At 34.0% G+C, this 15,166-nt stretch carries 12 protein-coding genes; 8 read left to right on the forward strand and 4 right to left on the reverse strand.

Annotated elements, in window-relative coordinates:
• From ACJJVP_RS07160 to ACJJVP_RS07190, 7 genes are all read left to right on the forward strand, one after another.
• Positions 1–972: a tryptophan 2,3-dioxygenase family protein gene (locus tag ACJJVP_RS07160; protein WP_405412150.1), complete on the forward strand. Its 972-nt coding sequence runs from the start codon at positions 1–3 to the stop codon at positions 970–972.
• On the forward strand, positions 972–2,267 hold the full coding sequence (locus ACJJVP_RS07165) for a peptidoglycan DD-metalloendopeptidase family protein (protein WP_405412152.1): 1,296 nt from the start codon (positions 972–974) through the stop codon (positions 2,265–2,267). The genes ACJJVP_RS07160 and ACJJVP_RS07165 overlap by 1 nt, the downstream gene beginning before the upstream one ends.
• On the forward strand, positions 2,254–3,891 hold the full coding sequence (gene pgi / locus ACJJVP_RS07170; protein WP_405412154.1) for a glucose-6-phosphate isomerase: 1,638 nt from the start codon (positions 2,254–2,256) through the stop codon (positions 3,889–3,891). Before ACJJVP_RS07165 ends, pgi begins: the two co-directional genes overlap by 14 nt.
• A 171-nt stretch (positions 3,892–4,062) precedes the next feature.
• Complete coding sequence (locus ACJJVP_RS07175; protein WP_405412156.1) at positions 4,063–6,612, forward strand: TonB-dependent receptor; 2,550 nt, start codon at positions 4,063–4,065, stop codon at positions 6,610–6,612.
• 11 nt (positions 6,613–6,623) lie between these two features.
• Positions 6,624–8,003, forward strand: coding sequence for a hypothetical protein (locus tag ACJJVP_RS07180; RefSeq protein WP_405412159.1), 1,380 nt, complete (start codon positions 6,624–6,626; stop codon positions 8,001–8,003).
• A 71-nt stretch (positions 8,004–8,074) separates the two neighbouring features.
• Positions 8,075–9,400, forward strand: coding sequence for an endonuclease (locus ACJJVP_RS07185; protein ID WP_405412160.1), 1,326 nt, complete (start codon positions 8,075–8,077; stop codon positions 9,398–9,400).
• A 77-nt stretch (positions 9,401–9,477) separates the two neighbouring features.
• Entirely contained in the window at positions 9,478–9,918 is a 441-nt protein-coding gene (locus tag ACJJVP_RS07190; protein ID WP_405412162.1) for a hypothetical protein, read from the forward strand.
• A 57-nt stretch (positions 9,919–9,975) separates the two neighbouring features.
• Here ACJJVP_RS07190 and ACJJVP_RS07195 read toward each other — a convergent pair whose 3' ends face one another.
• The gene (locus ACJJVP_RS07195) at positions 9,976–11,013 is read right to left on the reverse strand and encodes an endonuclease/exonuclease/phosphatase family protein (protein ID WP_405412165.1); all 1,038 of its coding nucleotides are present in this window, start codon (positions 11,011–11,013) and stop codon (positions 9,976–9,978) included.
• Positions 11,014–11,146: 133 nt separating this feature from the next.
• Between ACJJVP_RS07195 and ACJJVP_RS07200 the strand changes: the two genes are divergently transcribed.
• Positions 11,147–12,400, forward strand: coding sequence for a hypothetical protein (locus ACJJVP_RS07200; protein WP_405412167.1), 1,254 nt, complete (start codon positions 11,147–11,149; stop codon positions 12,398–12,400).
• Between the two features lie 176 nt (positions 12,401–12,576).
• On the opposite strand, the gene ACJJVP_RS07205 is transcribed toward ACJJVP_RS07200, so the two are convergent.
• From ACJJVP_RS07205 to ACJJVP_RS07215, 3 genes are all read right to left on the reverse strand, one after another.
• On the reverse strand, positions 12,577–12,873 hold the full coding sequence (locus ACJJVP_RS07205; RefSeq protein WP_405412168.1) for a hypothetical protein: 297 nt from the start codon (positions 12,871–12,873) through the stop codon (positions 12,577–12,579).
• A gap of 27 nt (positions 12,874–12,900) precedes the next feature.
• Positions 12,901–13,197, reverse strand: a complete 297-nt coding sequence (locus ACJJVP_RS07210; protein WP_210708100.1) for a DUF6166 domain-containing protein — start codon at positions 13,195–13,197, stop codon at positions 12,901–12,903.
• A gap of 111 nt (positions 13,198–13,308) precedes the next feature.
• Entirely contained in the window at positions 13,309–14,436 is a 1,128-nt protein-coding gene (locus ACJJVP_RS07215; protein ID WP_405412170.1) for a Gfo/Idh/MocA family protein, read from the reverse strand.
• Positions 14,437–15,166 lie beyond the last annotated feature (730 nt).

The raw sequence follows: 15,166 nt of genomic DNA on the forward strand, positions 1-15,166 counted from the left end.
ATGGAAGATAAAGAGAAGATCAAATCCCAAATCTCTAAATTAGAAGAAAAATACAAAGATTCAGGGCAAGATATCAGCTCTTATTTAGACGGTTTATTGCACCAACGTTATCTTACCTATTGGGATTATATTCATCTAGATACCTTATTAAGTCTACAAGTACCAAGAACACATTTCCCAGATGAAGAGATTTTCATCATGTATCATCAAATTACCGAGCTGTACTTTAAGCTAATTTTGCACGAGCAAAAACAATTAGTAGATGACAAAAGCGACAACTTAGATTTTTTTATAGAAAAAGTTAGAAGGGTTAATAGCTATTATAAAGTTCTGATATCTTCATTCAGTGTAATGATAAAAGGTATGGAGCGTGAACAGTTTTTACAGTATCGTATGGCATTGTTGCCTGCAAGTGGCTTTCAATCTGCACAATTTAGAATGATTGAATTATATGCTACACCTTTAGAAAATTTGATTCATGTTTCAGAAAGAGCTCAATTTTTATCAGAATCTACTGTAGAAGAATTATACGAACGTATCTATTGGAAAAAAGGTGCTACAGATAAAGATACGGGTGAAAAAACCTTGACCTTAAAGCAGTTTGAGTATAGGTATACGCCTAGGTTAATAAGAATAGCAAAACAGGTTGAAAATGCCACAATATATCATAAATACTTAAGTTTACCCAAAGAACAGAGAGAGGATAAAGCCCTAGTGGATGGGTTGAAGACTTTAGATGTAAATGCCAATATAAATTGGCAGTTAATGCACATGGGATCGGCTCATAGATATTTGAGAAGAGACACTGGGGATATTGATGCAACGGGTGGTACCAATTGGAAAGAGTATTTGCCACCTAGTTTTCAAAAAATCGTTTTTTTTCCAGAATTATATACAGAACAAGAATTAAACAATTGGGGTAAACAATGGGTAGACCATATGTTGAATCCAGATAAATCAAGAGTAGAATAATGCAGAAGTATTGGGGGGTATTATTGGCATTAACAGTAATTGCATCATGCAAAGACGCCGATAATGAGAAGAAAGATATAGCTCAAGACCTAAAGGTCGCGGAAATACCGGAAATCAATGAAAGATTTGGTTTTAATTTAGATGAATTCCATGTTAAATTAGATACCGTAAAATATGGAGATAGTTTTGGTGAGTTAATGCAGGATAACAAAGTAGATTATCCAAAAGTTCTTGCTGTTTCAGAGAATTTTAAAGACAGTTTTGATGTGCGTAAGATTCGCGTAGGGAAACCATATACTATTTTACAATCTAAAGATACTACGGCGCAAGCTCAAGTATTTATTTATGAGAACGATCCAATAAACTATACTGTAATAGATTTACGAGATAGTGTAAAAGTCTATAAAGACAAGAACAAGGTTAAGTTCGTTCAAAGAGAAGTTTCTGGGGTCATAGAATCTAGTTTGTCAGAAGCCATATTAGAGCAAGGTGTAGATTATAATGTTACGCACAACCTTGCAAATGTATATGCATGGACAATAGATTTTTCAAGATTACAAAAGAATGATAAATTCAAGATTATCTATAATGAGAAATTCATAAACGATACGGTGTATGCCGGTGCAGAGCCAATTGAAGCCGCATTTTTTGAGCATAATGGTAAACCTATTTATGCTTTTGCTTATGAAAACGATTCATTAAGAAGTTTGGTTGATTATTTCGATGAAAATGCAAACAACCTAAGGAGAACTTTTTTAAGAATGCCGGTAGAGTACGGTAGGTTATCATCTAGGTATAATCTTAAACGAAGAATAAAGTACTACGGTTATAAATTGCGCCCACATAAGGGTACGGATTATGCCGCACCTATTGGAACACCAATTATGGCAACTGCAGATGGTACTGTAGTAGAATCAACAAGAAGAGGTGGTAACGGTAAATATGTAAAGATCAGACATAACGGTACGTATTCTACCCAGTATCTTCATATGAAAGCTCAAAAAGTTAAAAAGGGAGAATTTGTACGTCAAGGAGATGTTATAGGATGGATCGGTATGACGGGAAATACAGGAGGACCACATGTATGTTATCGTTTCTGGAAAAATGGAAGACAAGTAGACCCTTTAAAAGAGGAGTTACCACAAGCAGAACCGTTGCATGATTCGTTAAAAGAAGAATATTTCGCATATATTTCAACATATAAAGAACAGTTGGATTGTATAATCTATCCAAAAGTTTTAATTGAAGAAGACGAGGATTTACTAACACTTAATCAAGAAAATGGCACTAAATAAAATAAACCCACAGCAAACTGATATTTGGAATAAACTAACGGCACATTATGAAGAAACTAAAGGCGAGCATCTAAGAAGTTTGTTTTCTTCGGATGCAAAAAGGGCTGAAAAGTTTACACTACAGTGGAATGATTTCTTGTTCGACTATTCTAAGAACAGAATCTCTGAAGAGACCATGCAAATGTTGTTAAAGTTAGCGGATGAGGTGAATTTAAAAGGTGCTATCAAAGATTATTTTGGTGGAGATTTAATTAACGAGACAGAAGGCAGAGCTGTACTTCATACTGCACTACGTGCTAAGAAAGATGATGTGGTTTTAGTTGACGGCGAAAATGTAATGCCAGAAATCTATGAAGTAAAAGAGCATATCAAAGAATTTACGGATTCGGTAATCAACGGAGATTTAAAAGGATATACGGGTAAAGCCTTTACAGATGTAGTTAACATTGGTATTGGTGGTTCAGATTTAGGACCGGCAATGGTGACCGAAGCTTTAAAATTTTATAAGAATCATTTGTCCATTCATTTTGTTAGTAATGTAGATGGTGATCATGTTCATGAAGTTTTAAAGACATTAGATCCTGAGACAACTCTGTTCGTGGTGGTTTCTAAAACCTTTACAACTCAAGAAACGTTGAGTAATGCAACTACTATTAAAAAGTGGTTTTTAAACCATGGAACACAAGAAGACATTGCAAAGCACTTTGCTGCAGTGTCTACCAACACCGAGAAAATAGCTGAATTCGGTATAGATGCAGCAAACGTATTCCCAATGTGGGACTGGGTAGGTGGTAGATTCTCATTATGGAGCGCAGTGGGTTTAACTATTGCCCTGGCTGTTGGTTATGAGAATTTCGATGCTTTGTTGGAAGGAGCCAATGAAACGGACGTACATTTTAGGGAAACTGATTTTTCAGAGAACATACCTGTAATTATGGCCTTGGTTAGTGTTTGGTACAATAATTTTTATGGTGCAGAAACAGAAGCTATTATTCCTTATGCACAGTATTTAAGTAGATTCTCTGCTTATTTACAGCAAGGCATTATGGAGAGTAATGGTAAGAGTGTAGATAGGGCTGGCAATACAGTTGGTTATGAAACAGGTACTATTATTTGGGGAGAACCGGGTACCAATTCTCAGCATGCCTTTTTTCAATTGATACATCAAGGTACTAAGTTGATACCAACAGATTTTATTGGATTTAAACATTCATTACATGGCGATAAGGACCATCATGATAAATTAATGGCAAATTACTTTGCGCAAACAGAAGCTTTAATGAATGGAAAGACTAAAGAAGAGGTAATTGCTGAGCTAAAAGTTAAAAATTTATCTGAAGAAGAAATTAACAGTCTTGCGCCTTTTAAAGTGTTTGCCGGTAACAAGCCTACCAATACAATACTGATAGAAAAATTAACTCCTAAGTCATTAGGTTCATTGATAGCGTTTTACGAGCATAAAATATTTGTACAAGGTATTATATGGAACATATTTAGTTATGATCAATGGGGTGTTGAGTTAGGAAAACAGTTGGCTGGTACTATTCTTGATGATATAAAAAATTCAGAAATTTCTGATCATGATAGCTCTACGCTGCGACTTTTACAATATTTTAAGAAATAATTTTTAATACGATAAAGATCCTCTAAAAAGGGTAACTATTTCATTTTCAATTCAATTATGTAAAGTTTTTGGGTATTTTTGCAAGGCTGATTTAACGTTCTCTTAACGTTGAAGGTTTAAAAATAATTGACTTTTGCAGCAAGTTAAAAAACTAACAAATACTCGAAGAAAATGAAAAAAATGTATTTTGCATTAGCGGCATTTTTAATGACCGTAACTGCTTTTTCACAAAGTTCAATGACAGGCGTTGTTCTAGACGGCGAAGCTAATACTCCTTTGCCGGGCGCTACGGTAATGGTAAAAGGCACCACAAATGGGACTTCTACAGATTTTGACGGAAAATTTACAATCCAACCAAACTCTGAATCAGGAACTCTAATCGTATCTTATATTGGTTTTACAAGCAAAGAGATTTCATTTACTAGTTCAGGTGGTAATTTAGGTACAATATCATTATTGCCAGATGCAAATGCTTTAGATGAAGTTGTTGTTACAACATATTCTTTAGCTGTTGATCGTAAAACTCCGGTAGCAGTTTCTACTATAAAGGCCGATGAAATTGAATTGAAATTAGGAACTCAAGAATTTCCTGAAATTTTAAAATCTACACCTGGTATTTATGCGACAAAATCTGGTGGTGGTTTTGGTGATGGTAGAGTTAATATTAGAGGTTTTAGTTCTGAAAATGTTGCGGTAATGATAAACGGTATTCCTGTTAATGATATGGAGAATGGTGCTGTTTATTGGTCTAACTGGGCTGGTCTAGGTGATGTGACAAGAACTATGCAAGTGCAGAGAGGTTTAGGAGCGTCAAAAATAGCAGTGCCTTCAATTGGAGGAACAATTAATGTTGTGACAAAGACAACTGACGCTGAAGAGGGAGGAAATATAATTACTTCTGTAGGTAATGATGGTTATCAAAAATATGGTGCTACATATTCAACAGGTCTTTTAAATAATGGTTTTGCTGTTACGGTTTCGGCAGCTAATACCGAAGGACGTGGTTATGTAGATGGAACAGAATTTTCTGGTGTTTCTTATTTTTTAAATATTTCTAAAGAGATAAACGAATCACATGAATTGTCATTTAGTGCTTTTGGGGCAGCTCAAAGACACGGTCAAAGACAAAATCGTCAACTAATACAGACGTATAGAAATAGTGAAAGTGGTAGAAAATTTAATGCTGACTGGGGTTACAAAGATGGTCAGGTTACACATCAAGAAGATAATTTCTACAACAAGCCACAAATGTCATTAAATCATTACTGGACAATTAACGAAAACACCAACCTTTCTACAGTTGCTTATGCATCTTTCGGTTCTGGAGGTGGCGGCGGTTATGCCGGTACAAACAAATTCTCTTTTGATGATACGGGTTTTAGTGAATATAGAAATGGTTTATATGGTACTATAGATTTTGATCAAATTGTTGATGAAAATATTGCAGCAGGTGCAAATGGTGCTGAAACCTATTTAAGAGCTTCTCGTAACGACCATAACTGGTATGGTGTTTTATCTACGTTGAAGACAAATTTATCAGATAATTTAGTGTTTTTAGGTGGTCTTGATTTTAGAGATTATAAAGGAATTCATTTTTCTGAAGTAACTGATTTATTAGGTGCTCAATATGCATTAGGTGATGCTGATGTAAATAATCCAAATGCAATTTTGCAAGTAGGTGACAAAAGAGATTATTTTAATGACGGTTTAGTTGGCTGGCTTGGTGCTTTTGCTCAATTGGAGTATGATGTAAATGACAAAGTGAACACTTTTATATCTCTTGCAGCATCGAATACAGGATATAAAAGAGTAGATTATTTTAACTATTTAGATTCAGATCCATTACAAGAAACGGATCGATACAATTTCTTTGGTTATAGTGCTAAAGGTGGTGCAAACTATAGAATTGATGAAAAACATAATGTATTCGCCAATGTAGGTTATTTTGAAAAAGCTGCAGATTTTGATGCGGTATTTCAAAACTATAATAATGAAAATATTAATGCAGATGCCGAGAATCAAAAAATTACAAGTTATGAGTTAGGTTATGGTTATCGTACATCTAAATTATCAGGTAATATTAACCTATATAGAACTGCTTGGAACGATAGAACCGAAACGGTATCTTTTCAACAACCTGATGGAACAGCAGCTTTTGCAAACATTTTAGGTGTAAATGCTATTCACCAAGGTATAGAAGTTGATTTCAATTATAGAGCAACAGATAAGCTAAGTGTAACAGGTATGCTTTCTCTAGGTGACTGGAGATGGGATAGTGATGTTGCCGATGTTAATATTCTTGATGAAGATCAAAATTTGGTAGAAACAGTAAATCTTTTTATTAAGGATCTACATGTAGGAGATGCAGCACAAACTACATTGGCTGTAGGTTTAAATTATGATTTTGCTCCACAAACCAAACTTATAGTTGATTACAATTATTACGACAATTTATATGCAGATTTCGACCCAAGTGATCGTGGAGTAGAAGGAGCGCCAGATGCATGGGAGTTACCGGCATATGGTTTATTTGATACCGCAATTACGCACGGTTTTAATTTTGGATCTTTCAATACAACAGTTACTGCAAGAATGAATAATGTTTTTGATACTAGGTATGTTACAGACGCGCAAGATGGAGCAGGTTCTGTTGCTGAAACAGCATTAGTATATTATGGTTTCGGCAGAACTTTTAGTCTTGGTGCAAAAATTAACTTTTAAAAAAAATTAAAATGAAAAAAGCATTTTATTATATAGCAATTATAGGAACACTATTCGTTAGTTGTGATCCATTAGAAGATATTAATGATGATTTGGATGCGCAGCAAATAGCGAGCAAAGATTTTATCGTAGGCGTTGAAACATATACACTAACCGATGAAGATTATGAATTGTATGCTGCGGAATTAGATTCTGTAGAGTACTTTGCTTCTCAAGATCTGGCAAATTTGGTTATACCTAGTTTTTTGGCAGATACTTATCCTATTTGGGGAGAAGGTTCTTTAGTCGAGGTAACTTATAATTTAGAAGCAACGACAGTATTAGAATCTATTAGTACTACTGAAGTCTTAACAGGTATCAATGATATTGATAGTTATTTGGCTACTAATTACGAAACAGCAAGTAATGGTACTTTTGTTGAACTAACATATAATGTTGAAGATATTGACAACCAATATGTATTGACTTTTGATGACTATCAGTCGATAGCAACTGCACTGAGCGGTGCCTACCCAGAAGCGACTGCAAGTATGGCAGATTTTGGAAATTTTGAAAGAAGATCTGATAATGACGCATATTGGTCAGATGAGATGGTAATTGAAGCTATGAATGTAATATTACCAATGGGGTCTGAGGGAGATATTTATGTTCCTACTTTTGATATCTATGATGGTGGTTTTAACTATACTGAAACTATAGTCGTAGAGTATATAGGTGGTAGCTATGTTAGTTCAAGTTCTGAACCAAATGTAGTTCTTGTAGAAACAACGGCGATCGTAGTTAAAAATAATGGAGATTGGGAAAATCCTTATGTTTTTTCTGATGAAGATTATGAAGTTTTAGAACAAGGTTATGGTAATTTTGATAGTGGTTCAATCTATAAGTTAGATATATTTTTAGAATCTTTATATCCATTTGCTCAGGCTGGTGATGTTGCTCCTGTTCAATATGAATTTTATAACGGATCAACAAGTACTAAGTACGGAGTAAGTATTTTTGATGGCGACAAATGGGAATTGACTCCAGATGTTATTGAAACTTCTTTCCAGTACGGATTTTCAAATGGAGAATGGGAACCAGATAATACTATTGCCTATTCTTTACTATCTGCAGACTATGCAACCTTAGGAGCCGATGCCTCATTAGCTGAATTGTTTCCTAGCGCTGCAGCTAACTTAAATTCGTTCGGTAACTTTAATAGACAAGGTGGTAGTACTACTTGGACCGACGAAGCTCTTTTGGCAGCATTCAATATATTACTTGACAATATAGATTCGAGTGCGGCAGAAGGTCAAAAATACCTTTTATCTATTGATGTTTATAATGGTTCTAGTGCCATAGAAACATTCACCGTCATTAAGACAGATGGTGTTTGGGTATATGTTGAATAATATTTTAAATTAATCGTATATTAAAAACCTCTCAAATGAGAGGTTTTTTGTTTTTAAATTTTTCAGTTATTATGAAGTACTTATATATATTTCTTGGAATTCTAGTAATGTCAAGCTGTAGTAGTGATAGCGATGTTGATGTAATTGAACTGCCTGTAGCAGAAAATGATGTTGCTGTTACTTCAATAAATATTGCTATATCTTTAAATGTTCTTGATAATGATGAGCTTAATAATCAAGCAGCGATTGTTGAGTTTGATAATATTTCACAAAATGGAGGAACCATAATTGAAACTCAAAACAGTACTTTCTTTTATACTCCAGCCTCTGATTTTACAGGTACAGATAGCTTTACTTATACGATATGCGATGCTTTAACTGTACCTAATTGTTCTACCGCAATTGTTACGGTTACAGTTGAAGGTAATGGAGATTCTATTGCTAACGATGATATTTTCAATGTCGTAGAAGATGGTGAAACCTATATATTAGATGTTTTAGAGAATGACTTACTTTTAGATGAGGTAGAAATTATCTCAATAGATGATTCGTCGCTTCAAGGTACTTTAGAATTAAGTGATGAAGGAATAATAAGTTATACTGCATTGCCCGATTTTGAAGGTGAGGAAAATTTTTCTTATACATTTTGTTTTAATGGTGGGCAAACTGATTGCTCAACAGGCATGGTTACGGTAACAGTAGTTCAGCCAATAAGTTTTTCTATTCCTTCAGAGTTGCAAGATTATTATAATGAAGTGGTATTTACTAATAGTAGCGATATTTTATTCGATGAACTTGAATCTCATACAAAAGCTATGCATACAACTATATTATCATATGGTCAACGACATAATTTTTTATATAATGCCGATGCTGATTTGGATAATCAAGATAATGTAATTTTAATGTATTCTGGTGAAAGTAGATATTGGGAAGAGTATACTTCAGATAGTAACCCCTACTCTCCACAAACGTTTAATACAGAACATATTTATCCTCAATCGTTATTAAGTTCAGAAGATGCTGTTTCTGATTTACACCATTTAAGAGTTGCAGATGCCGAAGTAAATTCTGAAAGATTAAATTACCGTTTTGCAGAAGGTAGTGGGTCATATACCTTGGTGAATAATAATAGTTGGTATCCAGGTGATGATTGGCGTGGCGATGTAGCTAGAATGGTATTGTATTTAAATGTTAGATACGGTGAGCCTTTTAGTCGAGTTGGTGATATCGACCTTTTTTTAGAATGGAATATTGTTGATCCTGTTTCAAGTTTTGAAGAACAACGAAACAATGTTATTTATGCTGCTCAAGGCAATAGAAATCCTTTCATTGACAATCCTTATTTTGCGACATTGATCTGGGGAGGTAACGATGCAGAGAATAAATGGGAGTAATTAAGATGTAACCATGTCTATTTAGACATAGTTTTTACAAGCAAAATTCAGTACTTTTAAAACTTAAAATTAGAACTATGTACGAAACTATTCACATGCTGCATTCTTACCTGGCATATATAGCACTGGCTGTATTAGTATTAGCAGTTATTAATGCTATTTCAGGTCTTTTAGCAAAGCGAATCTTTAATATGGGCAAAGATCTTAGATTAAGCCTTTTTGCACTTATTTTATGCCACATTCAATTATTGATAGGGCTAGTACTTTACTTTGTTTCGCCAAGTGGTCTTAATGCTATACAAGAGTTTGGTATGGGCGGTTTAACCTCTGCAGCCCGTTTATTGGCAGTTGAGCATCCCTTTATCAATATATTGGCCATTGCTTTAATAACAGTTGGTTGGTCAAGACATAAGAAGTTTGTAGAAGGTAACAAGAAATTTAAGAGTATTGCCATTTTCTATAGTTTAGGATTGCTACTTATTTTAAGTAGAATTCCTTGGGGACAATGGCTTAACTAATACTTGGAAGTAATCTTTTTATGATAGGGGAATCAGAATTTTAAAATTCTGATTCCCCTATTTTGCTTTTCTAATGAGGTATATATAAACCGGGAAGTGATCACTATAACCGCCAATGTAACTTCCCCCTGCGTAGGTTCTTAGTGGGTATCCTTTATATTTTCCTTTTGTGTCCATTAAATATGAAGGAGTAAATATACCTACCTTCCAAAAACTATAACCCATTTTTTCTTTATCTATAAAACTAGCAGTCATATATAGTTGGTCGAACAAATTCCACCGGTCTCTATACGCTAAAGAACCCTTGCCTTTTCTGAATAATTTTTCCATGGGTCCGTATAAGCTCGTGGAGTCTAAATTTTTGTAATTCTTTTTTACCTCTAGAATTTTTTTAAAGCTAGGATCTATAGGGTCGTCATTAAAATCTCCCATACTTATTATCTTAGCTTTTACATCTTGTCTTTGAACGGAATCTATAATTCGTTTATTAAGTTTTGCAGCTTCTAATCTAAATGGTCTGCTTCTAGCTTCACCGCCACTTCTAGAAGGCCAATGGTTGACCATGAAATATACTTTCTCGTTATCCAATAAACCTTCAACAATAAGTTGGTCTCTAGTGTAATCTCGTTTACCTTCTAGATTAAATAGTAATAATCTGTGACTATTAAAATTTACAGGAACAAAGGCGCTTTTCTTATAAAGTAAAGCTACGTCTATACCACGTTCGTCGGGCGAGTCATAATGTACAATACCATAATTAAATTTCGCTAAGTTAGGGTGGTAGACTAAATCTTCTATGACCTTTAAGTTTTCTACTTCACAAACACCGATGACATCTGGTGGGGTTTTATTATCATCTGTACCAATTTCAGAGATTACTTTAGACATATGTTCAATTTTTAATGAATAACGCTCTTCTGTCCATTTGTCTTTACCTTCTGGCGTGCGGTCATCATCAAAAATTAAACTGTCATTTTTTGTGTCAAATAGGTTTTCTAAGTTGTAAAAAGCAATTGTTCTAATTTGATAGGTGTTAGCATTTTGACTAAATGTGAGAAAGGGGATAAAAAGTAAAACAAAAGATAGTAAGTGCATTGGTTTGGTATTTTGACCTAGTAATAAGCGAGTATACGATATTTTAATGTTAATAATTTCTTAAATTGTATCTTAAGAGCTCATTAATAAGGTTTTAAGTTTAAGGGTTATCAAGTATATCTTAATTTTTTTATTGTTATTTAAAATTTGCTGTCTTCGTGCGCAAAATATATCTACTATTTCTGGTACGGTCAAAGATAGGTTGAAAGCGGAGGTAATTGTTGATGCGGAAATATTTTTAGAAGGTGAAATAGTATTGGCAAATTCAAATAATTTAGGTGAATTTTACTTGGAAACGCTAAAGGTAGGTGACTATATCCTTCAGATATCTTCGCCGGATTTCGTTGTAAAAAGAATTCCTTTAATTCTTAATAACCATGAAATTGATCTTGGTGTAATTATTTTAGAACGTGATATTACGGTTGAAAAATCAATTAATTTAGTCAATATCACAGATGATGAGTTGTTGGATGATGAAATCAATTCTAATGCACTTGCCCTATTACAATCTACAAAAGATATTTTCCTTAATAGGGCTGCTTTTGATTTTGGTCAAGCTTTTTTTCGAATTAGAGGTTATGACTCACAATATGGAGAAGTACATCTCAACGGTTTACCTATGAATAAAATGTATGACGGCAGGCCTCAATGGAATAATTGGGGTGGATTAAATGACGTTATAAGAAATCAACAATATGCAAACGGTTTAAATGCTGCTGACTTTACTTTTGGTGGTGTATTGGGTAATACAAATATTGATTTAAGGCCTTCGGGCTTAAGACCTGGTACAAGATTGTCCTCTTCGGTTTCAAATAGAACATATAGTGGCAGGCTTATGGCAACCTATAACTCTGGAGTTAAAAAAGATAAACTTGCCTATATTGTTTCGGCTTCTAGACGGTGGGCTAAAGAAGGTTACATAGAAGGTACATTATATGATTCTTATTCGGTTTACGGCTCAATGGAGTATTTGATAAACGATAAAAATACCATTTCCGCTACAGCAATTGTTGCATCAAATAGAAGGGGGCGTTCATCTGCAATAACAGAAGAAGTACAAGAGATTCAAGGAAATAGATATAATCCATATACAGGTATTCAAAACGGTAAAATCAGAAACTCAAGAGAGCGTCATATTCGTGAACCATTATTTCTTTTAAACTATCACCACGAATCTGAAAATCTACGTGTCAATGCCGGCTTGGGCTTTCAAACTGGAATATATAGAAGAGGAAGATTGGGGTATTATAATGCTCCCAATCCGGATCCTACGTATTATAGGTACCTGCCGAGTTTTTATTTGAATTATGTCAAGTATGATATTATGTCATTTTATACAGGTAAAAGATTGAAAATTAATATATTAAATGATATTTACTTTGCATAATAATTTGAGAAAATTGAAAATTGGAATTTGTAATTAGTCTTTTTATAGGATTAGCATAAGTTTGAAATTTAAGAACCGCTTGGTGATGGGGTATGAAGCCCATCGGAGCGAAAATGTACGGTAGGGTGTCTAACTCATTGTAAACAAGCGGATTTTAATGGTTATCTATCCTTTAATTAAACTATTGTTTGTGTTAACTGACAGCTTACCTCAAAGCAATCGAAACAGACAAATTGATGTATTACCATACAATCGGCTAAATCGTATTTATCACCAATAGAATCTATTTGAGCGTAAAAGGTCATTTTTGAATTACATGAAACACATTTCGGATACATTTCCTCACTTAAACCGTCTGGTTTCCCACCTAGTTTATGCCTAGTGCCTGCTTCTTTATTCCATTCATAACCCAAAGCCTTTTTGGCTTCATCTGTTTCGGGTTGCGGAATAAGTTTTATTTCAGGTATTTTCATAGAATCCTTTTATTAAACTTTTGTAATTCAACAAATCATTAAATCGGAATTTAGTAGAATATCAAAATCTTCCTGATGATTTAAGTTTGCGATTACTTCCGCCATAAATTTTTTATAAATCAAAACAACGCCACCTTTTGCTTTACCATAATGTTCAACGCATACAGCAAGTGCCAATTGAGATGGTCCAGATCCTAGATAACCCCAGCTAAACCCCGTTGGTGAAAGCTTACTTATTTTAAGCGATTCTTCTAAAGAAAGTTTTAATCCGTTATAAAATACTTCAGTTTTACCATTGTTATATTTCCCTTGTAACTTAATCATATCTATCATCCTTTATTTAAACTTTAAGCAAGTGGACGAACGCTTTTAAAAGGGGATTTACTGTATTGCGTTCGTTTTTATTCCGATTGAGTATAAAGGCCATTTGGAACTTTAGTTAAGTTTAATTTTGTTTCCAGTTTTCGCGGCTTTATATATTCCTTCAATTACTCGCATATCTTTAAGTCCTTCTTCTCCTGAAATGTGACTTGGAAGTTGTTGTCTTTCAATAATGTGTTTGCCAATTCCGTCCAATTGTGCTGCTTGTTGATTAATAACAGGAAAATTAAATTCTTCTACACTCGTTCTTCCTTTAAACGGGCCATAACTAATTGCTGGACTTAACTCGAATGAACCATTCTCGGCAGATGCATAAAAGCGGTCAATATTACAATTTGAAGAAACAGTTGAAGTGCAAACAGCACCACTTGGAAAATTTAGTTGCCAAGTTATATTTTCTTCAACTTCTTTAAATAATTCGGGCATTGTTTTTGGCGCAAATTGTGCTGTTACAGATACAGGTTCTTCTCCCAAAACATAACGGTTACTTTGAATACAATAAACTCCAAGATTCATTAGGGCACCACCCCCAGCAAGTGATTTATTTAAATGCCAATCGTCAAGCGGAGTCCCTGTTAGATTATAACCAAGCGATGCGTGGATTAAACGCACTTCTCCAAAAACTTTTTCCTGTCCAAGTCTTTTTATTTCAATATGGTGAGGTTCATAATGTAAACGATACCCTACGGCTAGTTGAACCTTTGCACTTTTACAGGCATCAATCATTTCTTGGCAATCCTTTTCTGTAAATGCCATAGGTTTTTCTACAATTACGTGTTTTCCTGCATTTGCAGCTCTAATTGTATATTCCTTGTGCATACCGTTAGGTAAAACAATATAAATCAAATCTATATCATTGTTTCTAGCAATTTTGTCGAAACTCTCGTAATTATAGATATTCTTTTGCGGAATGTTATACTTTGCTTTCCAATTTTTAGCTTTTTCGGGTGTTCCAGTAATTATGCCTGAAAGTTGGCAATATTCAGATTCAGCTAAACCATTAGCTAAAATATTTGCGTAACGGCCTAGGCCACATAATGCAACATTCAATTTTTTTCCAGAATAGGGTTGTATAAGTTTTAAGTAATGGCTGTCAAAGGAAGCTAGAGTTGGTAAAATAGTTGTAGAACCAACTCCTATTCCTATGCTTTTTACGAAAGAACGCCTTGATACTTTTTTCATTTACAAATAGGTTTACATTATTTAGTAAGTAGTCAAAAAGTTCAATTTGTTACAAAGAATATTTTTTTGAGCGATTGGATATAAAGACAAGCCTGAAATAAGTACTCTTTTTACTGATGCTCTATTGGTCTAAAGGTTATTTATCGGTATGCAGTACGTTTATAAGCATATAATATTTAGCTAATAAATAGCTTGTCAAACACTAATTTTTTTATTTGACATTTAGTAAATTTTTAAATTAGGACTTTCGAATTACAACATGGTATCCGAACTCATCCTTTATTTAAACTTTGGCAAACTAGACAATGGCTTTTTATCGGAGATTACGGTGATATAGTTTTTATATTATTTGAAGAATGAATATCAAGAAAATAGCTGGCCCATAAAGCAGCATATCCAAGCGGGTAAATCTCCTATTGTCAAGCGGGTCCCACTTACTTCGTGTGAGAGTGACAAATTCCTTATTCTGAAAGTTTAGGCTTACCCATCTTAAAATTTGAAACGCAATTAAGAAAATCCAAAAATTTCTAAGTCCACGTATTGCTGACCAATCAGCATTGTTAAGTCCGTGTTTGTAGTAAATTACTATTTGTACAAGGGAAAATCCAAACCAAAGAAGCCAGACATCGAAATTTCTCAACGCTACATAATTAAAACCAATAGTAAAAAAATAAAGTCCAAACGAATAAAATATAATTGAATTTCTATTTGAAAATTCAACAGGTTCAAT

This window comes from Maribacter sp. Asnod1-A12, from assembly GCF_045063735.1.
GTDB lineage: Bacteria > Bacteroidota > Bacteroidia > Flavobacteriales > Flavobacteriaceae > Maribacter.

Excerpts from the sequence above, each read along its gene's own strand:
- ACJJVP_RS07160 (WP_405412150.1), top strand. The coding sequence starts at position 1 with ATGGAAGATAAAGAGAAGATCAAATCCCAAATCTCTAAATTAGAAGAA.
- ACJJVP_RS07165 (WP_405412152.1), top strand. The coding sequence starts at position 972 with ATGCAGAAGTATTGGGGGGTATTATTGGCATTAACAGTAATTGCATCA.
- pgi (WP_405412154.1), top strand. The coding sequence starts at position 2,254 with ATGGCACTAAATAAAATAAACCCACAGCAAACTGATATTTGGAATAAA.
- ACJJVP_RS07175 (WP_405412156.1), top strand. The coding sequence starts at position 4,063 with ATGAAAAAAATGTATTTTGCATTAGCGGCATTTTTAATGACCGTAACT.
- ACJJVP_RS07180 (WP_405412159.1), top strand. The coding sequence starts at position 6,624 with ATGAAAAAAGCATTTTATTATATAGCAATTATAGGAACACTATTCGTT.
- ACJJVP_RS07185 (WP_405412160.1), top strand. The coding sequence starts at position 8,075 with ATGAAGTACTTATATATATTTCTTGGAATTCTAGTAATGTCAAGCTGT.
- ACJJVP_RS07190 (WP_405412162.1), top strand. The coding sequence starts at position 9,478 with ATGTACGAAACTATTCACATGCTGCATTCTTACCTGGCATATATAGCA.
- ACJJVP_RS07195 (WP_405412165.1), bottom strand. The coding sequence starts at position 11,013 with ATGCACTTACTATCTTTTGTTTTACTTTTTATCCCCTTTCTCACATTT.
- ACJJVP_RS07205 (WP_405412168.1), bottom strand. The coding sequence starts at position 12,873 with ATGAAAATACCTGAAATAAAACTTATTCCGCAACCCGAAACAGATGAA.
- ACJJVP_RS07210 (WP_210708100.1), bottom strand. The coding sequence starts at position 13,197 with ATGATTAAGTTACAAGGGAAATATAACAATGGTAAAACTGAAGTATTT.
- ACJJVP_RS07215 (WP_405412170.1), bottom strand. The coding sequence starts at position 14,436 with ATGAAAAAAGTATCAAGGCGTTCTTTCGTAAAAAGCATAGGAATAGGA.